Below are 24,048 nucleotides of genomic sequence, written 5' to 3' on the forward strand. Positions count from 1 at the left end.
GGGCCTGAGGCCCTACGACCCTCCGGACCGTGCTGACGGTGGTTGACGAAAGACGGGCGTGGCGATTCGGCCCACGACCTCGACGAAGTCCGGATCGCAGGCCCGGTACAGCTGGCGGCGGCCACAGGGCCGCGAGTGGACCAGTCCGGCGTCTTTCATGCGGACCAGGTGATGGCTGACTGTGCTCAGCGGGGCTCCCACGCGTCTGGCCAGCGTGTTCACATCGTGCTCGCCGCCGGCTACGAGCCATGCCAGGTGCAGGCGCCACGCCGAGTTCACCAACTGGAACCAGACGGCGGCGCCCGTGAACACCTCCGGACCGGGGCCGTGGGAGGCGGTGGCCGTGACGGGTTCGGCGGCGGGCCGATGCCCGTGTCCGCGCGCCTGGGGCGGTGGCCGGGTGTCCTTGTCGGTCATGTCTGCGTGGCTCCTGGGCCTGGGGTGCTGTGGCTCAGCCGGTGACGGTGGGCAGGTCGGGGCCGATGGTCAACGTGACGGTGCTCGCGGGTGCTTGGGAGGAGAGCGTGGGCGTCAGACCGGGCAGGTGGCCGGCGAGCGCCTGGGCCTGCTCCGACTGGCCCCGGGCGTAGGTGAGCGTGGTCTTGTCGACGGGGCTTGGGGCGTTGCCGGTGGCGGTTATCCGGAAGCCGAGGGCCCGCAGCTGGTCGGAGACCTTCAGCGCCTGACCCTTGGTGCCGGTGCCGTTGAGGACGGTGACGTTCACCGTGTTCGCGGGTGCCGGTAGGTGGGCGGTGGCCTTCTTCAGGTCGGTCCTGGTCATTTCCTGGTCGCGGTTGAGGGCGGTGAACAGTTGCCGTGCGGCGGGCTGTTGCCAGGTGATGTTGGCCTTGTCGGTGGGTACGTCCCTTTCCCGCGGGTAGTTGGGGACGGTCAGGAACGAGATCCGGTTCGTGGGGATGCCCTTCACGCTGGAGGCCAGGCTGGAGAGGGGTTTGATGCCTGCGAGGCCGGGGTCGGTGGTCAGCGAGTCGGTGGCGGAGTTCAGGAAGCCGTAGAGGGCGGTGGGGTCGTACAGCTTGGATTTGGCGCGGGTGGCGAGGGACTGCATGAATTCCTGCTGGCGTCCGATGCGTCCGATGTCGGAGCCGTCGCCGATGCTGTAGCGGGCGCGGACGTAGCCGAGGGCCTTCTCGTCCTTGACGATCTGGCAGCCGGCCTCCAGGTCGAGGTGGGCCTTCTTGTCGTGGATGGCCTGCTCGGGGCAGACCTGGACGCCGCCGACGGCGTTGACCATGCCGCTGAACCCGCGGAAGTCGACGATCAGGAAGTGGTCGATACGGATCTGGGTGTTGGCTTCGATGGTCTTGATGGTGCACGCGGCGGCTTTGGCGGTGTCTCCGGTGGAGCCGCCGATCGCGAACGCCTCGTTGATCTTGAAGTGGTGGGGTGACGACGGGCTGCCGTTGCCGCGGTCGCAGGCGGGGATCCGCACCCAGGAGTCGCGGGGGAAGGAGACGACGCTGGCCCATTTCCCGTTGCCGCCGGTGTGCAGCAACATCAGGGTGTCGGACTGCATGGTGGTCAGGTTCTTGCCGTAGGCATCGCCGAGGCCTTTGCGGCTGTCGGAGCCGATGACCAGGATGTTCTGGCCCCCGACTGCGGCCTTGGGCCGGTTGTCGCCCAGCGCGTCGCCGACGTCCGCGCCCTTGATGTTGCCGTTGAGGTGGGTGTAGATCCAGCCGCCCGCGCCGGCTGTGGCCAGCACGAGGACCGAAGCGGCGAGCGCCACCCAGCGGCCGATCCGCCGCTTGGGACGCCTGCGTCGACGCCGCTCGGTCGGCTCGTGAGGTTGCGAAGGTATTGCGGGTCTGCGTGCGTGTCCTGCCATGACAGCTCAGGTCCCTTGTGCCGTGCGCTGCTCGCGCTGTCGATGAAGAGGTGGTCCGGCTGCCGCGCAGGGGATCTCCTCCGCGACAGCACAGGGGGATCGCTCAGCTGAGGATGGGGATCAGGCCGAGCGCGAACAGCAGGTAGAAGCCGGCCGCGACAGCCAGGCGGGCCGGGGTCAGCTTGTGGGCGCGCATGGTGAGCAGCAGGTAGACGATCGCGGCCATGGTGATCAGTCCGGACCACAGCAGGGCGGTGTCGAAGTGCCAGCTGGTGAACAGAAGGCCCAGGCCGGAGGGGACGGTGGCCTGGATCATCATGGCGCCGGAGATGTTCGCCAGAGCGAGCTTGGTCTTGCCCTGGCGAACCCAGATCACCGCGTTCATGATCTCCGGCAGCTCGGTCGCGATCGGGGACAGCAGCAGCGCGGTCACGGAAGCGGACAGGCCGATCATCGGGCCGATGGCGTCCAGCTGCTTCACGAACAGCTGCGAGGCGAAGAAGATCACCACCAGGGTGACCAGCGTCTGCGCGACCACGGCCCAGGTGGCCGGGGAGGCGGCCTTCGGCTGGAACTTCAGCGGCTCCAGCTCCTCCTCCTCGCCGTCCTCGTCGTGCCCGCCGCGGATCTCCCGCCAGAAGTAGACCGCGTAGGCGGCGAAGAACAGCAGGCCCAAGACCGGCTTGAAGGCGAAGGCGACCAGGCCGAGCGCCACCTTCACGATGAAGATCGGCAGGAACCACTTCTGGTCCTTGGCCAGCCGCTTCATGTCCGCGGCACTGCCCAGCGCCTGCTCCTTGACCGCAGGGCGCGGGCCGAAGCTGTCCGGGCCGGCAGCGCCCGCGTCGACGCGTGCGGGAACGCGCTGTTTGCCGGCGTCGAGCGCGGCTGCGCGGTCTTTGCGGCGCTTGAGCAGCAGCATGGCGCCGGTGACGCCGTAGGCGACGGTGGCCAGCGCCAGAGGGCCGCCCATCGCGGCACCCACGCCGATGTTCTTGGCCTCCGCGGTCGCGCCGGTGGTCACCGCGACGAGGGTGACCACGGACTCCGGCAGGGCGGTGCCGAAGGCGGCCAGGATCGTGCCGACCGCCATCTTGCCCACGTTGAGGCGCTCGCCGAGCCACTCGACGGCGTTGACGAACCACTCACAGGAGAGATAGATCGCCACCGCGCAGACGATCAACAACACGAAATGGATCACGGTCCCGGTCCAGCCTTCCCGCACCGGCGGGGGCTCCGAGGACAACCGCGCGAGGGGAAACGGCGGCAGCTTCGACCCCGCCGACACGCATACGTCGTCGACAAAGGGCCGAAGGTCTCGCCCACCCGCACACGAACGTGCGGGCCCGGCCACCGGGAACCCGACGTTGGGTTCCAGTATGTCGACGACCGGTATTGCGGGGCTACTCCCCTTCGCAGCCGCTGACAGTAGCTGCATCGGGCGCCATGTGCCAAACCTCGTCACCACGGGTGACGGTGCGAGTGCGTAACGGCGGCCAGGGGTTCCGCTCCAACGCCGCCCGAGGATCCGTCCGGCCAGCCGTTCTCGTCACGCATGGGCCCGCCGGGTGTGGGTCTCTGCGTCGCCGCATGTTCGAGCTCATTCGGCAGGAGCGGCGTCAGGTCACGCGCGAGGAGGTCGCCGACGACCTCGGCGTCTCCCGCAAGCCGGCGGCATTCCACTTGGACAAGCTGGCGTCGGTGGGCCTGCTCCAAGCTCACCACGGATCATCCACAGGTATCACGGCGGTTTGTCCGAATTCCTCGGCGGCCTCGGGCTGGTCGTGGGGCTGCTCACTCCACTCGCGGCCGCCGCTCTGATCGGCGTGATGATCAATGCCATGACGACCGTGACCGGCGCCCACGGCCTGTGGGAGACCAACGGTGGCGTGGAGTACAACGTCTGCGTCGCCGTCGTCGCGTTGTCCGTTGCCACCATCGGTCCCGGGCGGCTCGCCCTTGACCGGTTCTTCCGATGGGGTGCCGGCGGCTGGGCCGAGGGGGCCTTCGCCCTGGGCCTCGGCGGAATCGCCGCCGCTGTCCCGCTGAGTCTCTGACGGCATTCCGGCAGGCCCTGCCACATGGTTCCCGGCCACAACGGCCCGGCAGCGCCCTGCGGTCCGGCTGCGGCGGTGGGTGCCGTGTCGGCGCTCATCCGGCTTCTCCTGTCGACGAGAAGGGTGCTTGGTGCTCGGCGCGGAGCCGGGTCAGCGTCCGCCGGCCGCGCTCGATCAGCTCGGGATCTCCGTGGGCGGTGCCGTACGCGATCCCGCTCACCGCGTCGAGGGCTGTGTCGATGACCAGCCGGGCCTCCTCAGCGGCGGTCAGGTGCCTGCCGTACCCGGACAGGAACGCTTCGAAGAGGTCGGGGCGGCCGTCCCAGGCGTCGGACAGGCGGACCAGATCCCGCACGGCCGGCCCCGGCTCACTGCGCTCGAAGTCGATCACCGCCACGAGATCGTCGGCATCGCCCCGTTCACACGCCGTGTCCTCGGAGGCGGTCTCGGTGGCGTAGAGGATGTTGCGCAGCTGGAAATCCCCGTGAGTCTCCACCCAGTCCAGCAGCTGCAGGTTCTCGGCCTGCCGGACGAGCTCGCGGACGAACTCCTCATCGCCTGGCTTCAGATGAGACTGGGCCCCGGCCAGATGCCGGTCGGCCTTCGCGATGGTCGGGCCGCTGCCGGCAGGAGCGGGGCGTGGAGGGGAGGACTGGTGGATTCGGCGAGCCAGTGCGCCAATCCGGTGGAAGAGCGCCCTCTCCTGCCGCGGGGTAAGGAGGGCGCCGTGCAGCGGACGGCCCGGCACCGCGGTGAGTACCACCGCCCTCAACCTCTCGTCGGCGGCGACCAACCGTGGCGCGGCCGCGCCCAGTGCCGGTGCCCACGTTCGCAGCCCCCGTACTTCCCTGCCGTGGAACTTGTCGTTCTGGTGGACCTTCACGTACCAGGTGCCGCCCTGGATGCCTTGGGCCCGCCAGACGCGGCTGTTCTCGCGCGCCCACGACGCATCCGTCCACTCGGTGATCCGACCGACCGCCCGCTCGGCGAACTCCACGACCGCAGCGTCGGGACGGCTGGCGAACGCCCGGCCGGTGACGTCCGGCACGATCCGCAGACGGTCGGTGCCGGAGTCGAAGGCGACGGCGTCCCCGGGCAGTTGGAAGTGCACGGCGAGACGTGCACCGGCGGAGTAGGCGTCCAGGCCGGCTCGGCAGTACGCCACCATCCCGGTAGGAAGGGCGTCCAGGGGCGCCCAGCCCATGGCGTCACAGACGTCCGGCTCCGCGATCCGGGCCGTGCCCTGCCATCTGCGGACCTCAAAGAAGTAACCGGTGCGGGAGGCCCCTCCGGGGCTGCGGTGGTGCACGGTGACGGCGGCCCGCGCGTCGGCCGGATCGATGACGACACCGGTCTCCTCCCGCGCCTCGCGCACCAAGGCGGCGACGACGTCCTCGTGCGGACCGTCCAGATGCCCCGACGGCAGGTGCCACAGGCCGGCGGCGTACACCTGGCCGGCCCGCCGCGACAACAGAATCTCCGGACCTGCCGCGCTCTCCCGGCGCAAGATCAGATGGACGTCCACCGGCTCGGTGTGCCGCTCCCCGCCGCTCACCGCGCACCACCCGGACGCCGGGCGAGCAGGACCATGAACACGGCCCCCTCCGGCAGCGATCCGCCGGCCGCGAGCTCATCGAGCAGCGCCAGGGCCCCACCCTCGAACGCCGCGTGCCGCCCGGCGAACAACTCCGCCCGCGCGAAGGACGTGGTGCGCAGATGACCGAGCACCCGCTCCGGCGTCCAGGACCGTGTGAGGGGAAAGCGGTGCTCGGTCACGACCTGCCCGGTGCCGGTGCCCAGGTCCAGCAGCGTCGGATCGGGAAGATCCCGGACGGTGTCGGCCAGCGGTTCGGCGGCCTCGGCCGCCACGCCCGGCCGATAGGGGTCGTACTCGACGGCGGCCGCGGCGGACAGTTCTTCCCTGCCCGCAGGCAGGTCCGGGAAGGGATCGTCGGGACAGGTCACGTGGATGCTCCCTCGTCGACTGGGCGGGGGGTGGGATGGGAGGTGCCGCGGGAGGTGCCAGGACAGGCGGCCGCACGCCGACCCGCCGGCCACCGTCCGCCTCGAAGAGGAGGCGGTAGCGGCTGGGGCTGCCGGCCGCCCGCCACCGAACGACCAGGTCCTGAATCTCCTTCCAGATGTCGCGCGACTCGTGGATGGTGACGTCCCAGCGGGAGCGCCCCACCTGCTCCACCCGCAGCCACGAGCCGCAGGCGGGCGCGCCGATCACCAGGTGCTCGGCGAAGGCGGGTTGCTGTCGGCCGGCCGTCCTGCTCGCCCTGGTGTCCGGCCGGTCGGCCGTGGCTGGGCTCGCGTCCAGGGCCGTCATCGCCTGTCCCACCCCATCTGCGAGTACAAGCGCCCGGCGAGCACTCCGTCGATCGCCTGGCGGGTGTAGGGCACGACGGCGGCCGGGAGATCCTTCGGATTCCACCACCGCCACTGCACGCACCGGTCGGGCTCCAGAACGGCCGGGCTGCCGGACCAGGTGCGGGCCCGGAAGACGAGGCCGATACGCGGGCGGGCGGACGGCGAGTCCACGAGGTGGACGAGATGCACGAGCTCGACGTCGCCCGGCTCGATGATCAGCCCCGTTTCCTCCTGAGCCTCCCGGATCAGGCAGCTGATCGCCTTTTCCCGCTCGCAGTGCCCGGCCAGGAAGTGCCACGTGTCGCCCGCGTACGCCGAGTCGGGGTGGCGCAGGCCGAGGAGGATCCGGCCCTGGTCGTCCTTCAGGTAGAGGTGGACCCCGACGATGTGGAGCTCGGTCCCCTCCGGCGCCCCGTCACGCAGCAGCCGGGCCGAGTTCGGCGGACTGCCGGCGGGGGGATGCTCTGCCGCGTGCCGGCGGACCAGGTCACCGAGACCGGGGCTCAGGTGCAGCCGCTCCAGCGTGTCCGGGGTGAACCACCGCAGCAGCACCCCTTCTTGCAGATCCACGGTCTCCGGATCACCGCGCCAGCGGCCCACGAACACCTGGATCGGCACGGCGAAGCCGTCGACGCTCGTCTCCTCCTCCAGGGCGTACGGCGTCAGGTCATCGAGCTCCAGGCCCGGGACCTCTTCGGTGAGCTCCCGCCGCAGGGTCGCCTCCGGGCTGACGTCCTCCGTCGTGCGGCCGCCCCCGAGGAGAGCGAACGTGCCAGGGGCCCAGATTCCTTCACGCTGGTCCCGCAGGTGGAGCAGGTATCTGCCGCGGCCGTCGTGGATCAGAGCGGAGGCGTTGACGGGCTCCGGCCGCCCGTCGAGGCCCTGGTCTCGGGCGTCCAGGAGCTTGGCGCGCAAGGTCGTGGACCTGACGTCGGCGAACGCGAGCCACCGTGCGCCGGCAACCTCATCGTCCTGCAAGGTGAGCTGGGGGTGCTGCTCGGGCACGAGGTAGAAGGCGAATCGGAAGTCGAAGTGCTGGTGTTCGCCTTCGCCGTCGGCGGGGTCGGCGTCGATGTCGTGGACGTCGATGTCGATCGGAACTCCGAGGAACTGCGGGGTCAGGCACAGGTCGCCCGGCCGGATGCCGGTCTCCTCGCACACTTCCCGCAGCGCCGCGGCCAGGAGGGTCCGGTCGTCCTCGACATGGCCGCCCGGAGCGAGCAGCAGCCCTGTGACCTTGTGGCTGATATGCAGAACGCGTTGCTCCCGGTCGATGACCGCCGCGCTGCAGGTGACGTGGCCGGGGAGCGCGGCACGGCTGGCCGGGTCGTCGGCGCCGTCCAGGAGGGACAGCAGCCCGGCGAGGGATTCCCGCTCGTGCGGATGCCGGGCCAGGTAGACCTCGGCCGTGGCGCGGATGTGGGAACGGGTGAGCGGCACGTCATCACCTCGGGACGGGGTAGGAGAGGCAGGGGACGTCCATGACCGTAGGCGCGGCCGCTTTGGTGGGGCGTACTGAGGTGGGACCGGGGCCGCTCACACGGGGGTCTCGCGCTTCCCGCCGTCCGGCTCGGACGTGATCTGGTAGGACAGCAACTGCTGGAACAAGCCCGGCTGTTGGGAGAGCCGGGCGTAGGTGCCCTCCTGGACGATCCTGCCTTCGTCGAGGACCACGATGCGGTCGGCGACGGCGACGTTGGCGATGCGGTGGGTCACCAGCAGCACCGCCCGGTCCCGGGCAAGTTTCCGAAGCCGCTGGAAGATGCGGTACTCGGCGCGGGGATCCAGGTTCGCCGTCGGCTCGTCGAGGACCAGCAGACCGGCCTGGCGGAAGAACGCCCTCGCCAGGGCGATGCGCTGCCACTGACCGCCGCTGAGCTCCTCCCCGTTGAGCCACTCGCGGGCCAGGAGGGTGTCCAGGCCGGCGCCGAGCTGGTCGACGACTTCGTCGGCGTCGGCCGCCTCGCACGCCTCGCGGACCGCCGCGTCGCCGCGTGCCGTGGGCTGTCCCTGGGTCACGTTCTCGCGCACGGTCAGCGGCCAGCGCGCGTAGTCCTGCGGCACGAGGGCGACCTGCTGCCACAGCGCCCGCGGGTCGGCCTCGCCGGTGGGGACGCCGTCCCAGAGCACCTGACCGCCGGTGGGCAGGTAGAGACCGCTGACCAGCTTCGAAAGCGTCGACTTGCCCGAGCCGTTGAAGCCCACCAGCGCGGTGACCTCACCCCGGCGCAAGGTGAGGGAGACGTCGGACAGCGCGTCGCGGTCCTTGCCGGAGTACCGGTGGGTGACCGATTTGACCTCGATCGTCTCCGGCGGCTCAGGGCGGTGCGGGCCCCGGCGCATACGGAAGCCGCCGGCCTTGTCCAAGAAGCCGCTCCAGTCGTCCATGTACAGTCCGGTCCGCACGGCGCGCGCACCGACGGCCACCAGACCGCGGACCGACATGCCTACCGTCTGCAGGGCGAAGACGGCCGTCCCGGCATGCCCGACGGTGATACGGCCGGTGGCGAGCAGCCACACGACCGCCGCCCACACCAGCGCCGACCCCAGCCCTCCGCACACCGCGCCGACCAGGGACATCCGGGCGCCCTTGTCGGCAGCGGCCCGGTCCTCGCGGTTGATCCGTGCGACCGTGTGCCGGTATCGGTCGGACAGGAAGTCGGCCATGGTGCCGGCGCGGATCTGGTCGGCGGCGTCCTTGGTGTAGATGTGCCAGCGCAGTACCGACAGCATCCGGTTGTCGCCGTTGCTGCGCAGGTTCGCCAGGTACCGGACGCGCGTGGCGCTGACCTGGGCCAGAGCCTGCGGCAGGCTGGCTGCGACGAGGAGCGGGAGAAGGACCCAGTGCACGCCGGTCAGCACGATCGCCCCGGCGAGGAAGCCGGCGCCCGAGGCGATCAGGTCCTGGCCCTCGTTGATCAGGTCGCCGGTGACCTGGGCGCCGCGGTCGGCGGCTTCCCGGTCGCGGTTGAAGTCGGGGTCGTCGTAGGCGCACAGCTCGACCTCGGCGCAGCCGGCCAGCAGCATCTGCTCGGCCTCGCGCGACATCAGCGGGCCCACCCGGGACGACAGCCAGTTGACGGTGATGCCGAGGAGCGCGCGCACGCCGGCGGCACCGGCGAGCAGGGCGACCGAGGGCCACGCCTGGAGGAGCCGGTGGTAGACGTCCCCGTCGCGCAGCAGGGCGGTCAGGGTGCCGGCGATGGCGACCAGGCCCAGGGCCTGCATCATGCCGGTGACGGTCTGGCACAGCAGGAGGCCGACGGTTGCCCGTCGGTCGACGCGCCAGGCGAGGCCCAGCGAGCGGCGCACCAGCTGCGGCAGGCGCCGTGCCATGTCCCGCATCCGAATCGAGCGGCCGGCCGCCTCGCGGCTGCCGGTCAGGTCGACGTACCGCATCTGCGGTTCGGGAGCGGGCACGCGCGAGGTGCCACCACCCGGTGCGGGTGTGGGCTGTTCGGTAGACGGCGTGGAGGCAGCGGAGGGGGACGCTGCGGGGGTGGTGCGCGGTCCCGGAACACTGTCGTGTGATGCATCGGTGGGCTCACTCATGCCGCCCACCCCGTATCCGGACGTGCTGAGCTGGGCCTGCCGTCAACGTTGTGCGTGATCGCGCCGGGCCGCCGTTCGAATCCGGGAGGCTGCTGCAAGGGGGCAGGGTTGGGATGCATGGCGTGTCCTCCGTCTGGGCGTCGGTGTGGCACTGATGCTCTAAAAACGCGCCGGATCTGGTCCCGTCACGGCCGGATCGGAGGGCAATGGGTGAACGCGAGTTCTCATACCGGGGGCGGGGCGTGCGGGCTCTGGGCGGTGGCGGCTCAAACTCGTTCGATCAGGGCGGCTCACTCCTTCAGGGGGTTGCGGACAGCACGGATGAGCCTGAGCACGATAGGTGTCGTATTTGCACGACAACTGTCGTCATCCGCGTCCAGCCTCCTGGTGCAGGTGCTTTGGGGCCAGCCTCCGTGAGTCGCCGAGAAACGACGTTGTCGGTGGGCTCTGCAAGGGTGTGCGTCATGGATGAACTGGTGGAGCGTGTCGACGATCAGGATCGTGTGCTGGGAGCGGTGGTCAACCGCCGGCAGGCCATCCAGGAGGGTTGGCTGCACCGGGTCGCCGTGACGGTGTGTCGTGATGAGCCTGGGCGGATCCTCGTCCACCGGCGGTCGGAGCATCTGTCGCGCTTCCCCGGGCACTACGAGGTCACGGTCGGTGGCGGCGTGCATGCCGGTGAGTCCTATGAACAGGCCGCTGCGCGGGAGCTGGCCGAAGAGCTGGGCATTCGTGTACTGCCGCGCTTGCTGTTCACGTTCCTCAACCGCAGCGGTTTGAGCCCTCATTGGCTCGGCGTGCACGAAGCCGTGGTTCCGGACGCGGTGGTCCCCGATCCCGATGAGGTCGCCTGGTATGGCTGGCTGACTGAGTCGGAGCTGCGGTCGGCCCTGCAAGAGTGGCGCTTCACTCCCGACAGCCACGAGGCCTTCAGCCGGTATCTCGCGTTCCGGACCGCGCGGTCCTGACCATTCTCGCCTCGCGCGCTGGGACGCCTTCTTGCGGTCAACGCGCCTTGTGAGAGTGGCTGTCCGTGATGGGGAGCACGGATGTTTGGTCGACTCCCGCTCGCTGAGCAGCTCGATGCACATCTGACCGCAGTCGTCGTACTCAGCGGACCAGGAACCGCCTGGTCAGGGCGGCCAGTTGACGACAACTAGCTGGCCACGTCTCAACGGACCGGGCCGCAGCGGAAGTCCCCGGCGGCCATGCGGCGGGTGTTCGGAGCAGGACCGGCGGGAGGGTGTCAGGTGTTGAGGACGGAGAAGGCGACGGAGGGGGAAGGTCGGCCATCACCGACTTCACGAAGCCGTCGGCGTCGTGGGGGCTTGCTTGGCGTGTCGTCCATCCCGGGGATGATGCGAGCGCCATGCCCTCCCGGACAACTTCGACTGCTGCTTCCCGCATGGGAGTTACCGTCTCGTGCTGCCGTCGATCTGCTCGCGCAGAATGTCGGCCTGACCGGCGCGCCCCGCGGTCTCCTCCCTGTCGGGAACAGGTCGACGAGTCGTCGCGGTGCGCGGCCGTGCGCTCGTGGACGTGGGGGGTGACCGGTTCGAGCCTGAACCCGTCCTCGGCGAAGGCTCGGCCCAAGGGCGCTGGCAGCGAGGAGAGCACCTGGTCGATGCGGCCCGGACGTGTCCGCCAGTTTTGCGGGTCCTCTCCATCGCGCCGCGCATGGGGGTCAGCGGCCCGCGACCGGGAAGAGCATGCAGCTGCTGGTGGCGTGGGCCAGGAGCCGGTCGTCGGAGTCGCGGAGCTCTGCCTGGGCGAGGGCGGTACGGCGGCCGCTGTTGAGGACGGTGCCGATGGCGCGGACCTTTCCCGTGTCGACGGTGATCGGGCGCAGGAATTTCAAGGTCAGGTCGATCGAGGTGTATCCCATGCCGTGGGGCAGCACGGACTGCACGGCGCAGCTGGCCGCCGAGTCGAGGAGCGTGGCGTAGACGCCGCCGTGGACGCTGCCGATCGGGTTGTAGTGCTCCTCGCCCGGCACCAGGACGAAGACCGCCCGGCCGTGCTCGGCCTCCTCCAGAGTGAAGGCGAGGGTGGCGGCGATCGGCGGGGCGGGCAGGCGCCCGGCCAGGATCTCGCGGAGGAAGTCGAGGCCGCTGTGGTGAGGGACGGCGTCGGCGGAAATGGCAGGGTCTTCCCAGCCGAACGTACGTGATCTGAGCATTCCCGCTCCTGTTGTGTCGGTCGCGCCGGTGATCAGGCACTTCTCCGATGTCTCGGACATGACGGCAACTCCTCGGGGGCGTCTGGGTCGGTGTGGTGCGCTGGCCGGCGATCGCTTGGCGGAGTCGTCCTGCCTTTCTTTCGGCCGCCGCTGGGTTCAGGGGCTGTCCGGGCCGACGCGGATGAGACCCGGGCCGGCGTCGACGAACGAGTCCCCGATCGGCACGTCGTGGCCGTCGTCGCAGCGGAGCACCGCGTGTACGGGGGCGCCGCAATTCTCGTGGCGTACGACCACGGGGGGCCCTTGGTCGTCGGCGGCCCAGGTGTCGCCCCACTGCCGCAGCGCCACGAGGATGGGCAGGAAGTCCCGGCCTTTCTCGGTCAGTTGATAGGCGTACCGGGTCCGCTGGCCGGGCTCCTGGTAGGGGGCGCGTTCCAGGAGGCCGGCGGCGGTCAGTTCCTTCAGGCGCGCCGAGGCGGCGGGTTCGCCGATGCCCACACGCTTGGCGAAGTCGTCGAACCGGCGTGTGCCGAAGAACGCCTCGCGCATGATCAGCAGCGCTGTCCTGTTGCCGGCGATCTCCAGAGTCCTGGCGATCGAGCAGTTGGCCATGGACCAGGCGTCCCGTTCCTCCAGCAGGTCCTTCATCTCTCCACCCTCCACCTGACTTGCCTCGCGCGAAGTTAGCCTATAGCGTCCTGGCTGGCTTCTGCAATCGTAAGTCAGCTGGGGTGTGCGCATCCCGAGGGAGGAATCATGGACATCAGCACAGCAACCGTCCTCGTCACCGGGGCCAACCGCGGGCTCGGCAGGGCACTCGCCCAGGAACTGGTCGCGCGTGGCGCCACGGTGTACGGGGCGGCCCGCCGGCCGGACCAGGTCGATCTGCCCGGCGTGAAAGCGATACGGCTCGACGTCACCGACCCCGCCTCCGTCGCCGCGGCTGTCGAGGAGGCCCATGACATCACGGTGCTGATCAACAACGCGGGCAGTTCCACGGGTGCCGATCTGCTGACCGGCAGCTGGGACGCCGTCCGTCTGGAGATGGAGACCCACTACCTGGGCACCCTCGGCATGATCCGGGCCTTCGCCCCCGTGATCGAGTCCCAGGGCGGAGGCACCATCCTCAACATCCTGTCCGTGCTGTCGTGGATCAGCTTTCCCACCGTCGGCGCCTACGCCGCCGCCAAGTCTGCGGAGTGGAGCCTGACCAACGCGGTTCGCCAGCAGCTCGCGCCCCGGGGCATCGCCGTGTCCGGACTCCACGTCGGCTACATGGACACCGACATGGCCCGCCATGTCAAGGGGCCCAAGACCGCCCCGGCGGACGTCGCCCGCACGGCCGTCGACGGCATTGCCTCGGGGGCGGCCGAGGTCGTCGTCGACGGCCTCAGCCGCCAGGTACAGGCCGACCTCGCCGGTGGCGTCGCCGCTCTGTACCCGCAGCGCGGGTGAGACGGGGACACCGTGATTCCCGCTCTTCCTCCGCCCCGGGCCGGCTCAGGCCGGCCGACCGGCGAACCGGTGTCCGGCCCTCCCTCAACCAGCCCTCCCGGCTCGCCGCCGCCGTCACGCTCATCGCGATGTGCCTGGGCGCCATGACGAAGAGCACCGACAGGATGGCCAGGCCGGTGAAACCGAACAGGGAGTCGGCCGCGACGAACATGACGCCGCTGAAGGATGCCGGGGATGGTGCGTTGCCGGCGTCGGGCCGGACGCGCGTGTCTCGACAGGGGCTTGCCGACCGCAGCCGGGTACCACGACCTGCTGGGATGGGCCAGGGGACTGGGCACGGTGCGTCGGGTGGGAGCCGAGGGGCTGGATCCTTCGGGGCAGCCCTGTCCCGATACCTGTTGGCCCACGGTCTGGACGTGTTCGCTGTGAACCGGATCGACGGGTCCGACCGTCGTCGGCGCGGTAAGTCGGACTCGCTGGATGCCGAGAACGCGGCCCGGGCAGTGCTGAGCAGGCGGGCGCGCGCTCAGGCCAAGTCGGGCGGTGGACCAGTGGAGATCGCCCGAATGCACAAGCTGGCCAAGGACTCGGCGGTCAAGGCCCGCACCCAGGCGATCAACCAGCTCAAGAGCGTCCTCATCAATGTCGACCCGCGCCTGCGGGAGGAACTGGCGTCGGGGCAAGCATAGATTCCGTGATCATGGAGTTGCGACGCTCTGTGACCACCGGAGATCCTGGGCCTGCGACGCCATCATGTCGGCGAGTCCGGCCACGGTCGCGCGGTCGTTGAAGGCGCTGCCGATCAGGATCAGCGGCGCGCCCTGGGCCGTCGTGCCGACGGCGAACGTGGTGCCGTCCCCGGAAGTGATGTTCGTCCTGTCGGCCTTCGGAGCGTGCGGGGTGGGAGGCCGAGGTCGATTACCGCCTGTGCGGGCGGTCGCTACGGCCGGGTGAAGGTCATGTGCGTGACGCCGCTGGGGGTTGTCACAGACTCGGCCCGGAAGCGCTTCTCGAGTCCTTCGAGCCCGTCCCACAGGCGCTCGCCACGGCCCAAAACGATCGGGACGACGGCGATGTGCAGATGATCGATGAGGTCTTCGACGAGGAACTCGCGGATCGTGGTCGGCCCACCTCCGATCCTCACATCCAGGTCGCCTGCGGCCTCGCGCGCCTGACGGAGTGCCTGCCGCGGCGTGGTGTCGATGAAGTGGAATGTGGTGCCGCCCTCCATCTCCACCGAGGGGCGGGGGTGGTGGGTCAGAACGAACACCGGGGTGTGGAAGGGCGGGTTGGGCCCCCACCAGCCGTTCCAGTCGTCGTTCTCCCATGGCCCGCGCTGGGGGCCGAACTTGTTGCGGCCCATGATCTCCGCGCCGATGCCGACATCCCAGGTGCCGGCGATGGCGTCATCGACCTCGGTGCTCCCGCCCGGCTTGCCCAGCATCCGCTGGAAGGTCCTGGTCGGGAAGAACCACTCATGGAGCCGCGTGCCGGCGTGGCCGAACGGGGCGTCGAGACTCTGCCCTTCACCAGTGGCGAATCCGTCGACAGAGACGGAGAAGTTGTGGACCCTCACGCGGGACATTGCACGGACCCCTGCCCTTGAGGCGATGTGATGGCGAACTGCAATCACTTGCCGTGGGTGAGCCTAGGCTCGGTGGTGGCAGAATGCACGGAGGTGGGCGTGCGAGACGAACCGCGGTCCGGATGCGCGGTCAACGCGGCGGTGGAGGGACTCGGGGACCAGTGGAGCCTCATCGCCCTGCGCGACGTGATGTTCGGCGGGCGCCGACACTTCCGCGAGCTGCTCAGCCACTTCGAGGAGGGGATCGCGCCGGAGGATGTCTCGACGGGGCTGGTGCCGCACAGGGCCGCGAAGGACGCCTCGCCGGCCAGGCGCCCCGGGGTTGTCGCCGGCCGAGATCAGCAAGGGGGCGGCGCACGGGGGTCAGCGGGTTCGCCCGGCTGGTGGCATCGGCGCGGGAGGCCGCGAACCAGCGGCTGTGGGACGCGCTGCACGGCCTGCTGACGCCCGGACAGCGGGCGGTGCTGGTCCAGCTGCGGCGCGGGCCGGTGCGGGTGTCGGGGCAACAGATGAAGGCCGCGCTGGAGCGCGCCGAGGAGATCGCCAAGCTGGGCATGGGCAAGGTCGACGTCGGCGGGGTGCCGCCGTGCAGGCTGGCGGAGCTGTCCAGGTACGGCGTGGACGGGAAGGCGTCGTTGCTGCGCAGACACGGGGATGCGCGGCGCCTGGCCACGCTGCTGGCCACCGCGGTGAACTTGACCACCCGGGCGGATGACGATGCGCCGGATCTACCGGATCTACCGGATCTACCGGACCTACCGGACGTGCTGGTGGCCACCAGGCTGCTGGCGCGGGCGGAGCGGGAGAGTGCGCATGCCGCACCGCCGCATCCGGCGGCGCCCTGAGCCGCGGCGGGCCGAGGTGGCCGGCCCGCCGCGGCCACCGGTCAGAGCCCGAACAACCGCTCCGCGTTGTGGTGGGTGATCGCCGCCCGCTCCTCGGCGGTCAGGTCGAGCCCGCCTCGTCCTCATGGGGTGCGCTCAGGAGCGGGCCGCGTCGACGGCCGGTCGGAGGACCTCCGTGCACCACTGGCGGAACGCGGTCGGCGTGCTGTTCTCGGCGGTGCGGACGACGCCCTCGTCGAGTCCGTCGATCTTGGCCATCGCCATGTCGGCCATCGCCCGGGCCATGCCGGGCGACGCGCCGAAGGAGAGCATGGCGGCCTCCAGCGACGCAGCCTCGACCTGCACGTAGCGCACCGGGACGCCAAGCACGTCGGTGATGACGGCGGCCATGTCGTTGCCCGACAGGTCCTCCGGGCCGAGCACCGGGACGTCGGCGAAGCCTGCCCAACTGCGGTCGAGCAGCAGGCGGGCGGCGGCGGTGCCGATGTCTCGAGTGGCCACCAGCGGCAGCTTGCGGTCGGGCGCGAGGGGCCCTGAGATCACGCCCTCGCCCAGGATCGTGCGGATGTCACGCAACGTGTTGTCCATGAAGGTCGGGTTGGCCAGCGAGCGGTAGTTCGTGACCGTGGCGAACAGGTCGTCCATGGCCAGGGAGGCGGTGACGTTGCCGGCCCGGCCGGCTGCGGCGGTCCCCCGGCCCAGCGCCGAGACCCCGACGACGTGGCGGACGCCGTGCGCGGCGACGGCCTCGATGCCCGGCCTGCTGGCCTCGACATAGGAGGTCATCACGTCGGGGGCGCGGAGGTCGCTGGGCATCAGCCAGAACACCGCGTCGGCGCCTGCGAAGGCCTTGTCGACCACTGCGGCGTCGCGGTGGGAGCCCTCCACGATCTCGACACGGTCGCGGACGGTGGGGGAGAGTCGCTCCGGGGCTCGGACGACGACCCGGACGGGCTCGCCGTCGTCGAGTAGTTGCTCGACGACGCGGCGGCCGATTTTGGCTGTGGGTGCGGTGACGACGATCATGAGCAGTCCCTTGTACGACGCAACATGTAAACTCGACCGTACCGTTTACTTCAGGAAGGGGCAACCATGGTGGCGCGACGAGGCGAGAAGCTCCGAGAGCACATCCTGTGGGCCGCGAAGGACGTGTTCCTCGAGGCCGGCTTCGAGCGCACCTCGATGGACGTCGTCGCCCAGCGGGCCGAGACCTCCAAGCGCTCGCTCTACGCCCACTTCCCCAGCAAGGACGCCCTCTTCTCCGGGGTGGTCGCCCTGGTGCGCGAGCTCTACCTCGACCGCCTGGGCTCACCGGAGCACTACGTCACCGCGGAGCGGGCCGATCCGGCCGGCGCCCTCGTGCGCTACTGCGGGCGGCTGCTGCAGCTGTTGCTGTGGTCCTCGTCCCTGCGCACGCTGCGGATGGGAATCGCGGAGGCCGAGCGGGTACCTGAGATCGCGGCCGGCTACTACGAGGCGGTCTTCGAGGCCCCCATGGCGCGTATCGCCGGATATATCTCCCGGACCTGGGGCGTGACGCAGGAGGAGGCGCGGGAAGCGGCCGAGATCCTCATCGGCCGGACGGTTTACCCCGGACTGATGCAGGGCCTCCTCGGCGTGCGGCAGCCAATCACCGAGCGCCCCGACGAGGCCACCCTCGCCGCCGACGTCGACCTCGACCGGATCGCCGCGAGCGTCCGGCAACTCGTCCCGGGCGAACCAGCGTCCTAGTGCTGCGGCGGGCGACGTTTGCCCGTCAAGGAGCGGCGTCCGGTGCGTGCTCTGGGGGTCCCCCCTGCTCGAAGAGCTTGGGGGAGCGTGCCGGGCGTCGCGACGGGGCAAACGTTGCCTGTCGCGGCACTAGCTTCCCTGTTCCGCTTGGAGCGGGCCGAGCTGGGATGAATGGGCTGGGCGGGGCTATTCGCTGCCTGTCGGCGGGTGCGTGTGGCTGGGGCCCGACGCTCGGGGCGGGTGCTCCTGGTTCCTCGGGGCGTGGCGGACAGGACTGGTCCGGTTACTCGACGCCGCTCGCCCGACCGCGACCCCGTTCACGGCTGGATGCATTCGGCGAGCGGTGCAGGCGCGGCAGATGTGCGGCGGGCACGCTGGCGCGTGAGGTGCAAGAGGACGAGTGAGGCGGCAACAACGGGTGAGGCGGCAACACCTGCGGCTGTCATCCAGGGCAGCTGTGCCAGGGAGTGCGCCGCCACGACACTGCCGCCTCCGGTACCGATTGCAATGGCGATCTGCAGTGACCGACTGGTTCAGGCTCATCAACACGTTCGAAGCCTCGGGGGCCAGTGCGGCAAGAGGCCGTGGTAGACCTGCCGCCCATGGTCATCGCCCGACCTGGTCCCGGTCAGGATGCCGGGGCGGTCAGGACGGCCTTGGCAGCCAGCCGGAGATTCCTGATCATCGGATTCGGGTCGCCCTTGCGGCTGATCAGGACGACCCGGCTGGGGGGAGCACCCTCGATCGGGACGGTGACGAGGTCGGGACGCAGTGAGCTACGCCGATCGCCGACCGGTAGCACGGCGATCGCCCCGCCACTCGCGACGAGTTCGAGCTTGTCCTCGTAGCTCTCGATCGGCGGCACGCCGGTTCCGAGGATCCGGTAGGAAGTCCAGTCCGCGGTCTCGAACGCGCACGGCGCCGCCTCTTCGCCGGCCAGCTCTTCGGCGGTCACCGACAGGCGGTCGGCCAAGGGATGGCCGTGCGGGACCACGAGCATCCGGGGCTCCTCGTACAGCGGGGTGGTGAATACGTCGTCGTCAGGGAGCGGCAGCGGGGCCCGCGCGATCAGGGCGTCGACGCGTTTGTCGAACAGTGACCCGACGTCGCGGCAACTGAGATGCCGGGTGGTGATCTCGGCGCCCGGGTAGCGGCGGCGCAATTCCCTTACGGCGGCAGTGATCACCAGGTCTTCGACGTAGCCGATGGAGATTCGTTCGGTCTGGGCTTGTTCACGCACGGCCAGCTCGGCCTGGCGGGCGGCCTGCAGCAGGGCTTGGGCCCGGGGGAGGAACGTCTGGCCGGCCGGAGTGAGCCGGGTGCCCTGGGGTGTGCGGTCCAGCAATCGTGTGCCGAGATACTTCTCGAGCCGTTGGATCTGGCGGCTCAGCGCCGGCTGGGCCACGTGCAAGTCGGCGGCGGCCCGGCCGAAGTGCTGGTGCGCCGCCACCACGGTGAAGTAGCGCACCAGCCGCAGTTCCAGGTCCTGTCCGAGATCGTTCACCCCTTCAGCGTACGTGTCATGCCGTTTCGGTATGACCAGGTTGCCGAACTGGTCTTGGACGGCCATGCCGTCCCGGGCCTTGACTGAAGGAGCAACGTTTCCCCGAGAAAGCGACAGGCGCGATGAAGGCGATCCAGTTCCACGAAGCGGGCGGGCCGGAAGTTTTGCAGTATGACGAGGTGCCGGTTCCCGAGATCGGCGCGGGCGAGGTGCTCGTCCGGGTGCACGCGGCGGGTATCAACCCGCCGGACTGGTACCTGCGTGAGGGGATGAAGATCATGCCGGCCGAGATGAGGCCGACGCTGGAGTTCCCCCTGATCCCTGGAACGGACATGTCGGGCGTGGTCCAGGCGGTCGCTCCGGACGTGCTGGGGTTCGCCGTCGGTGACGAGGTCTTCGGCATGCTGCGGTTCCCCGGATTCGACGGCCGGACGTACGCCCAGCACGTGGCCGCGCCGGCTTCTGACCTGGCTCACAAGCCGGCCGGTATCGACCACGTGCAGGCGGCTGGGGTGCCGATGGCCGTGCTTACGGCCTGGCAGTACCTGGTTGATCTCGGCCACGACGTACCGTCTCCTTTCACCGGCCAGGTGCACCAGCCGGTGCCGATCACGCCAGGGATGACCGTGCTGGTCAACGGGGCCGCCGGTGGAGTGGGCCACTTCGCGGTGCAGTTGGCGAAATGGAAGGGGGCACACGTCATCGCGGTGGCCTCGGGCCGGCACGAGCAGTTCCTGCGCAAGCTCGGCGCCGATGAGTTCATCGACTACACCACGACGCAGGTCGCGGAGGTGGTCAGCGGCGTCGACCTGGTGATCGACACCGTCGGCGGCCCGGACAGCTCACGCTTTCTGACCGTGCTCAAGCGCGGCGGCACCATGCTTCCGGTGTTCTTCGCCGAGTACGACCCGGAAGAGACGGCGCGTCTGGGCATCACCGTCTCGAACATTCAGGTGCGTTCCAACGGTCCTCAGCTCGCCGAGATCGGGCGCCTGTTCGACGAGGGCAAGCTCCAGGTCGGGGTGGACAGCACCTACCCGCTGCCCGAGGCGGGCAACGCACACACGCGAGCCACGCAGGGCCACATCCAAGGCAAGATCGTGCTGACGGTGGCCTCGTGATCGCCGAACTCCAGCAGGCGGTGGCGAACTACACCCACGCCCTGGACGAGCTGAATATGCCCCAGCTGGAGACGATCCTGACCGAAGACACCACCTGGACCTTCACGATGCCCGGACAGGGAGTGCTCGGCCCGATCGCCGGACGCACCGCGGTACTCGACTTCATCCGTGACGGGCACACGGCCCGGACCGGAAGGGTGCGGCACCACCTGAGCAACGTCGTGGTCACGACGACGGACGCCACCACCGCCGAGGTGCGGGCCTATCTGCTGCAGACGAAGAACACCGGCGAGAGCATCCAGATGATCTCGACCGGGGTCTACATGTTCAGCCTGCGACGGTCCGACGGTAGGTGGCGGATCGCCGAGCTCACCCTGACGCTGGACAACGCCTTGTAGGGCGAGGCCAGGCAGCGCGCCCGGCGACCCTTGGATGCCTGCCGATGGCGCCCGGGTACCGATTGGGCCGACGACGAACAGCACAGCCCTGTGCAGGGAGATGACCAGCCGGTCGATGCGCTGTTGAACGCCGGCAGGCTCGGCTGCCCCCTGGCAGATCGGGCAGGCGGTCGGGGACAGCCAGAGTGATGACGGCCTTTCCGACGGTCGCGGGGGTCAGATCCTTCGACGTGGAGAGCAGCAGGCGGCGAATTCCGCCACCTGGGCCGCGGCCTGCGACGTGCCGACCACCGCTGTGTTCGCCCTAGGGTCCCTCGGCTCCGGGATCGTGTGCTTGATCCGGCGTCTTCGCAGACAGTGCCTGGTGCGGCGAGAGCTGTACGCCTCGTCACCGCTGACGGTGACCGGGTCGGTTGCGACGTGCTGCGGATCATCGGCTCGATCCACACCGGCGCGGTGCGGGCCTACGACATGATCCGCATGCTCTCCCGAGAAGGCCGTCCGACCGTGCTGAGCGACGCGATCGCGCACTACGGCCGGATCGCCAAGACCCTGCACATCCTGCGCCTGGCCGACGAGCCGTCCTACCGGCGCCAGATCAAGGCCCAGGCCAACCTCCAGGAGGGACGCCACGCGCTCGCCCGGAAGATCTTCCACGGCCGCGCAGGCCGGCTCTACCAGCACTACCAGGAGGGCATGGAGGACCTGTTGACCGAACTGCTGGGGTGGAGCCGACGAGCCCCCGGAGATCGACGCACGGTGACGGGAGCAAGCACCGGCCCGGTCAGCTTGCCTCGGAAGCCGCGCCACACCAGTCCTGATGTGCTGTCATCACGAGCTGTTGGAGACCACAGCAGCTCGTGGAGGCTCAGGTGCAAGAGGGCATGCAGTTACGGGACGTCACGGCGCTCACGGTGCCGAGGGTCGGCCGGGTCGAGGAGACCGGCGATCCGTCGTTGCCGTACCGGCTGCTCGACGGGGAGGGGATTGAGGTGGCGGCAGTCGGCGAGTTCCTGCTCGACATGCTTGCCGACGACGACAGCCCGGCCTCGCTCCGCTCGTACGCGTACGAGCTGCTGGCCTGGATCCGGTTCCTGTGGGCCGTCGACGTGCCGTGGGATCGGGCGGGCCGGGTGGAGGACCGGGACTTCGCGCTGTGGCTGAAGTTGGTCAAGAAGCCGCCGCGGCCCCGACGGCCGGATGCTCCGGTGCCCGGGTCGGTTTTCGGCCCGGGCACGCTCGGGGAGGCTGGTTCTGCTGCTCGATGTAATGTTTCACGATGCTGAGCGGGGGGCGCCCCGGTACAAGTCCAAGCGGGACACCCGGCAGGCCGTCCGGTTCACCGCGAACGCCCGCTGGTCCATCACGGCCGGGCGGAAGCTGCGGCTGCCGAAGATCGGCGACGTGCGGGTGAGGTGGTCCCGGATGCTGCCCTCGACGCCGTCCACGGTGACGGTGGTCAAGGACAGCGCGGGCCGGTACTTCGCCTCCTTGGTCGTGGAGATGGGCCCGTCCGAGGTGCTGGCGACCACGGCACCAGAGCTGGGTATCGACCTCGGCCTGGGGCACTTCGCTGTCCTGTCGGATGGGACGAAGGTCGACAGTCCGCGCTTCCTGCGCCGGGCCGAGAAGCGACTGAAGAAGGCACAGCGGGCTCTCTCCCGCAAGGAGGAGGGCAGCAGGAACAGGGACAAGGCCCGTCTGAAGGTCGCCCGCGCGCATGCGCGGGTGGCCGATGCGCGCCGCGAGTTCCACCACCAGCTCTCCACGAAGCTGATCCGCGAGAACCAAGCGGTTGCCGTGGAGGACCTGTCGGTGAAGGGCCTCGCCCGCACGCGCCTGGCCAAGTCGATTCACGACGCCGGATGGTCGGCGTTCGTGAGCATGCTGGAGTACAAGGCCGCCCGGTACGGGCGCACCTTTTTCCGCATCGGCCGCTTCGAGCCCACCTCTCAGGTGTGTTCGGTGTGCGGTGTGAAGGACGGCCCGAAGCCCCTGCACGTCCGCATCTGGACATGCGGGGCGTGCGGGGCTGTCCTGGACCGGGATGTGAACGCGGCGGTCAACGTCGCCAAGGCGGCCGGACTGGGCGTGTCAGCCTGTGGAGCGCAGGTAAGCCCGGGACTCGTCCCGGCACAGCGCTGCGAAGCAGGAACCCACCCGACACCGCAGCCTTCAACGGCGCGGTAGGCGGGAATCGCCGTCCTTCAGGGCAGCGAGGATGTCAAATGATGACCGAGTTCCTCACCACTCACCTGGGCAGGACCTTCACGCATCCGTCTGGGGGTCGCCGACTACAACGAACGGGCGATCCGGTTCTACCAACGCCACGGCTTTGAGATCGCAGGCGAGCGTTACCTCTGGCGAGGAAGAATGCCAACCCTGCCTATGACCCGCGAGGCTCAGTCAGCCGCCGACCGCAGCTGAGCACGGACCTCGGGCCGTGCCCGAGGTCCGCACCGCCGTCATTTCTCGTCGACATCTCAAGCAGGGCTGATCAACAACTGCCGTCGAATCTCGTCGAGAAGCGCTGTCTCTTGGGATGAACAGAGCCAGGTTGGCGATCAGGCGGTGAATCCGCCGTCGATGTTCAAGCTGGCTCCGGTGATGTACGCCCCGTCGGGGCCGGCCAGGTAGGCGGCGAAGGCGGCGACTTCGGCGGCGGTTCCGAAGCGCTTCGTCGCCATGACGCCGAGCATGGACGCGGCGGCGGGCCCGTCGGCCGGGTTGGCGTCGGTGTCGATCGGGCCCGGCTGGATGTTGTTGACGGTGATCTCGCGCGCGGCCAGCTCGTGTGCGAGCCCGCGGGTGAGGCTCGCCAGTGCCCCCTTGGTCAGTGCGTAGACCGACTGGCCGGGAAACGGTGTGCGCTCGGCGTTGATGCTGCCGATGTTGATGATGCGCCCGCCGCTTCCCATGTGTGCCAGCGACTCCCGGATGGCGACCACCGCGGAGCGCACGTTGACCGTGAGCATCGCGTCGATCTCGTCCATGGTCAGCTCGGTCAGCGTGGTGAAAGTGGCGACGGCGGCGTTGTTGACCAGGATGTCCAGGCCACCGAAGTGGTCCACGGTCCGCGCGACGGCCGCTGCGACGTCCTGCTCGATCATGTTGTCGGCGCGAATGGCGTGCGCGACGCCGCCCTGCCCGGCGACGTGTGCCACCACGCCTTGGGCGCGTTCCTCGGAGTTGACGTAGGTGAACGCCACCTTCGCGCCGTCTGCGGCGAGTTTGCGCACAGTGGCCGCCCCGACGCCTCGGGACCCTCCGGTCACCAGTGCGGTCTTGCCTTCGAGCGGTCGGTACGTCACGGGGAGCTCCCTTGCCGGTTATGGAGTGGTCACTCAAATACACACCACGGCGAGCGCGAGGTCAAATTTTGAACGATCAATCAATAAC

21 protein-coding genes and 5 pseudogenes are annotated in these 24,048 nt (G+C 69.7%); 11 read left to right on the top strand and 15 right to left on the bottom strand.

Going from position 1 to position 24,048, the window contains the following annotated elements:
* Nucleotides 1-12: 12 nt before the first annotated feature.
* The 3 genes from ACTYVM_RS09240 to ACTYVM_RS09250 all read right to left on the bottom strand — a co-directional run bounded on the left by ACTYVM_RS09240 (nucleotide 13) and on the right by ACTYVM_RS09250 (nucleotide 3,050).
* Complete coding sequence (locus ACTYVM_RS09240; protein WP_445525416.1) at nucleotides 13-417, bottom strand: ArsR/SmtB family transcription factor; 405 nt, start codon at nucleotides 415-417, stop codon at nucleotides 13-15.
* 34 nt (nucleotides 418-451) lie between these two features.
* Nucleotides 452-1,750: an LCP family protein gene (locus ACTYVM_RS09245; RefSeq protein WP_445525417.1), complete on the bottom strand. Its 1,299-nt coding sequence runs from the start codon at nucleotides 1,748-1,750 to the stop codon at nucleotides 452-454.
* 202 nt (nucleotides 1,751-1,952) lie between these two features.
* Nucleotides 1,953-3,050 carry a sodium:calcium antiporter gene (locus ACTYVM_RS09250; RefSeq protein ID WP_445525418.1) on the bottom strand — a complete coding sequence of 366 codons (1,098 nt, stop codon included), beginning with the start codon at nucleotides 3,048-3,050 and terminating at the stop codon, nucleotides 1,953-1,955.
* A 475-nt stretch (nucleotides 3,051-3,525) separates the two neighbouring features.
* On the opposite strand from ACTYVM_RS09250, the gene ACTYVM_RS09255 reads away from it, so the two are divergent.
* Complete coding sequence (locus ACTYVM_RS09255; protein WP_445525487.1) at nucleotides 3,526-3,906, top strand: DoxX family membrane protein; 381 nt, start codon at nucleotides 3,526-3,528, stop codon at nucleotides 3,904-3,906.
* A 94-nt stretch (nucleotides 3,907-4,000) separates the two neighbouring features.
* Here the strand turns inward: ACTYVM_RS09255 and ACTYVM_RS09260 are convergent, their stop codons facing one another.
* From ACTYVM_RS09260 to ACTYVM_RS09275, 4 genes are all read right to left on the bottom strand, one after another.
* On the bottom strand, nucleotides 4,001-5,461 hold the full coding sequence (locus ACTYVM_RS09260; protein WP_445525419.1) for a phosphotransferase: 1,461 nt from the start codon (nucleotides 5,459-5,461) through the stop codon (nucleotides 4,001-4,003).
* Nucleotides 5,458-5,871 (bottom strand): hypothetical protein, encoded by a 414-nt coding sequence (locus tag ACTYVM_RS09265; RefSeq protein ID WP_445525420.1) that lies wholly within the window; start codon nucleotides 5,869-5,871, stop codon nucleotides 5,458-5,460. Before ACTYVM_RS09265 ends, ACTYVM_RS09260 begins: the two co-directional genes overlap by 4 nt.
* 363 nt (nucleotides 5,872-6,234) lie before the next feature.
* Complete coding sequence (locus ACTYVM_RS09270; RefSeq protein WP_445525421.1) at nucleotides 6,235-7,719, bottom strand: NUDIX domain-containing protein; 1,485 nt, start codon at nucleotides 7,717-7,719, stop codon at nucleotides 6,235-6,237.
* Nucleotides 7,720-7,815: 96 nt separating this feature from the next.
* A complete protein-coding gene (locus ACTYVM_RS09275) occupies nucleotides 7,816-9,678 on the bottom strand; it encodes an ABC transporter ATP-binding protein (RefSeq protein ID WP_445525488.1) in 1,863 nt (620 codons plus the stop codon).
* Nucleotides 9,679-10,295: 617 nt separating this feature from the next.
* Here ACTYVM_RS09275 and ACTYVM_RS09280 point away from each other — a divergent pair.
* Nucleotides 10,296-10,799, top strand: a complete 504-nt coding sequence (locus tag ACTYVM_RS09280; RefSeq protein ID WP_445525422.1) for an NUDIX hydrolase — start codon at nucleotides 10,296-10,298, stop codon at nucleotides 10,797-10,799.
* Between the two features lie 716 nt (nucleotides 10,800-11,515).
* On the opposite strand, the gene ACTYVM_RS09285 is transcribed toward ACTYVM_RS09280, so the two are convergent.
* Nucleotides 11,516-12,010 (bottom strand): PaaI family thioesterase, encoded by a 495-nt coding sequence (locus ACTYVM_RS09285; RefSeq protein ID WP_445525489.1) that lies wholly within the window; start codon nucleotides 12,008-12,010, stop codon nucleotides 11,516-11,518.
* A gap of 156 nt (nucleotides 12,011-12,166) precedes the next feature.
* Nucleotides 12,167-12,658, bottom strand: a complete 492-nt coding sequence (locus ACTYVM_RS09290; RefSeq protein WP_445525423.1) for a winged helix-turn-helix transcriptional regulator — start codon at nucleotides 12,656-12,658, stop codon at nucleotides 12,167-12,169.
* A gap of 108 nt (nucleotides 12,659-12,766) precedes the next feature.
* On the opposite strand from ACTYVM_RS09290, the gene ACTYVM_RS09295 reads away from it, so the two are divergent.
* Nucleotides 12,767-13,465, top strand: a complete 699-nt coding sequence (locus ACTYVM_RS09295) for an SDR family oxidoreductase (protein ID WP_445525424.1) — start codon at nucleotides 12,767-12,769, stop codon at nucleotides 13,463-13,465.
* A gap of 416 nt (nucleotides 13,466-13,881) precedes the next feature.
* Nucleotides 13,882-14,154 (top strand): hypothetical protein, encoded by a 273-nt coding sequence (locus tag ACTYVM_RS09300; protein ID WP_445525425.1) that lies wholly within the window; start codon nucleotides 13,882-13,884, stop codon nucleotides 14,152-14,154.
* A gap of 251 nt (nucleotides 14,155-14,405) precedes the next feature.
* Here the strand turns inward: ACTYVM_RS09300 and ACTYVM_RS09305 are convergent, their stop codons facing one another.
* Both ACTYVM_RS09305 and ACTYVM_RS09310 read right to left on the bottom strand, forming a co-directional pair.
* Nucleotides 14,406-15,050, bottom strand: a complete 645-nt coding sequence (locus tag ACTYVM_RS09305; RefSeq protein WP_445525426.1) for a dihydrofolate reductase family protein — start codon at nucleotides 15,048-15,050, stop codon at nucleotides 14,406-14,408.
* A 248-nt stretch (nucleotides 15,051-15,298) separates the two neighbouring features.
* Nucleotides 15,299-15,413: pseudogene (locus ACTYVM_RS09310) on the bottom strand (IS110 family transposase); the annotation flags it as partial.
* Between ACTYVM_RS09310 and ACTYVM_RS09315 the strand changes: the two are divergent.
* A pseudogene (locus tag ACTYVM_RS09315) lies at nucleotides 15,386-15,862 on the top strand (Tn3 family transposase); the annotation flags it as partial. The pseudogenes ACTYVM_RS09310 and ACTYVM_RS09315 overlap by 28 nt on opposite strands.
* A gap of 168 nt (nucleotides 15,863-16,030) precedes the next feature.
* On the opposite strand, the gene ACTYVM_RS09320 reads toward ACTYVM_RS09315, so the two are convergent.
* Nucleotides 16,031-16,921, bottom strand: a complete 891-nt coding sequence (locus ACTYVM_RS09320; protein WP_445525427.1) for an NmrA family NAD(P)-binding protein — start codon at nucleotides 16,919-16,921, stop codon at nucleotides 16,031-16,033.
* 66 nt (nucleotides 16,922-16,987) lie between these two features.
* Between ACTYVM_RS09320 and ACTYVM_RS09325 the strand changes: the two genes are divergently transcribed.
* Nucleotides 16,988-17,626 carry a TetR/AcrR family transcriptional regulator gene (locus ACTYVM_RS09325; protein ID WP_445525428.1) on the top strand — a complete coding sequence of 213 codons (639 nt, stop codon included), beginning with the start codon at nucleotides 16,988-16,990 and terminating at the stop codon, nucleotides 17,624-17,626.
* A 628-nt stretch (nucleotides 17,627-18,254) separates the two neighbouring features.
* Here ACTYVM_RS09325 and ACTYVM_RS09330 read toward each other — a convergent pair.
* Nucleotides 18,255-19,130: a LysR family transcriptional regulator gene (locus ACTYVM_RS09330; RefSeq protein ID WP_445525429.1), complete on the bottom strand. Its 876-nt coding sequence runs from the start codon at nucleotides 19,128-19,130 to the stop codon at nucleotides 18,255-18,257.
* Nucleotides 19,131-19,252: 122 nt separating this feature from the next.
* Between ACTYVM_RS09330 and ACTYVM_RS09335 the strand changes: the two genes are divergently transcribed.
* Together ACTYVM_RS09335 and ACTYVM_RS09340 are read left to right on the top strand one after the other, a co-directional pair.
* A complete protein-coding gene (locus ACTYVM_RS09335) occupies nucleotides 19,253-20,251 on the top strand; it encodes an NADP-dependent oxidoreductase (protein WP_445525430.1) in 999 nt (332 codons plus the stop codon).
* Nucleotides 20,248-20,649: a nuclear transport factor 2 family protein gene (locus ACTYVM_RS09340; RefSeq protein ID WP_445525431.1), complete on the top strand. Its 402-nt coding sequence runs from the start codon at nucleotides 20,248-20,250 to the stop codon at nucleotides 20,647-20,649. Before ACTYVM_RS09335 ends, ACTYVM_RS09340 begins: the two co-directional genes overlap by 4 nt.
* A gap of 297 nt (nucleotides 20,650-20,946) precedes the next feature.
* Here the strand turns inward: ACTYVM_RS09340 and ACTYVM_RS09345 are convergent.
* Nucleotides 20,947-21,063 (bottom strand): annotated as a pseudogene (locus ACTYVM_RS09345) (IS5/IS1182 family transposase); the annotation flags it as partial.
* Here ACTYVM_RS09345 and ACTYVM_RS09350 point away from each other — a divergent pair.
* From ACTYVM_RS09350 to ACTYVM_RS09360, 3 genes and pseudogenes are all read left to right on the top strand, one after another.
* Nucleotides 21,016-21,369 (top strand): annotated as a pseudogene (locus ACTYVM_RS09350) (Tn3 family transposase); the annotation flags it as partial. The pseudogenes ACTYVM_RS09345 and ACTYVM_RS09350 sit on opposite strands and share 48 nt — an antisense overlap.
* A gap of 164 nt (nucleotides 21,370-21,533) precedes the next feature.
* Entirely contained in the window at nucleotides 21,534-21,935 is a 402-nt protein-coding gene (locus tag ACTYVM_RS09355; protein WP_445525492.1) for a site-specific integrase, read from the top strand.
* Nucleotides 21,936-21,939: 4 nt separating this feature from the next.
* A pseudogene (locus tag ACTYVM_RS09360) lies at nucleotides 21,940-22,839 on the top strand (RNA-guided endonuclease InsQ/TnpB family protein); the annotation flags it as partial.
* A gap of 374 nt (nucleotides 22,840-23,213) precedes the next feature.
* On the opposite strand, the gene ACTYVM_RS09365 reads toward ACTYVM_RS09360, so the two are convergent.
* Nucleotides 23,214-23,960 (bottom strand): SDR family oxidoreductase, encoded by a 747-nt coding sequence (locus ACTYVM_RS09365; RefSeq protein WP_445525432.1) that lies wholly within the window; start codon nucleotides 23,958-23,960, stop codon nucleotides 23,214-23,216.
* Between the last annotated feature and the right edge of the window lie 88 nt (nucleotides 23,961-24,048).

It is taken from the genome of Streptomyces cyslabdanicus (genome assembly GCF_052663305.1).